Source organism: Shewanella sp. 11B5 (genome assembly GCF_002836795.1).
In the GTDB taxonomy this organism is placed as follows: Bacteria; Pseudomonadota; Gammaproteobacteria; order Enterobacterales; family Shewanellaceae; genus Shewanella; species Shewanella frigidimarina.
This window is the reverse complement of the sequence record NZ_PJAP01000015.1, coordinates 1-264: the sequence shown is the minus strand read 5'-3', so window position 1 is coordinate 264 and position 264 is coordinate 1. Positions and strand designations below refer to the sequence as shown.

The window sequence follows — 264 nt, the reverse complement described above, 5'->3', positions numbered from 1 at the left end:
ATAAAGCTGTAAATTGAATGGGGTGACTGATGGGGCTCGAACCCACGACAACCGGAATCACAATCCGGGACTCTACCAACTGAGCTACAATCACCATTGAAATGGTACACCCGGCAGGATTCGAACCTGCGACCACCCGCTTAGAAGGCGGGTGCTCTATCCAACTGAGCTACGGGCGCATGGTTACAGTTAGATACTGCATCCTGTCTGGCTGAACAAGTTTACTTGTTCTGTTACTCACTGCAAGAGCAAATAACATTAATT

Annotated in this window: 2 tRNA genes; both read right to left on the bottom strand. The window is 48.1% G+C overall.

Going from position 1 to position 264, the window contains the following annotated elements:
* Nucleotides 1–18 precede the first annotated feature (18 nt).
* Nucleotides 19–94, bottom strand: a tRNA-His gene (locus CXF78_RS00105).
* Nucleotides 95–102: 8 nt separating this feature from the next.
* A tRNA-Arg gene (locus CXF78_RS00100) sits at nucleotides 103–179 on the bottom strand.
* Nucleotides 180–264 lie beyond the last annotated feature (85 nt).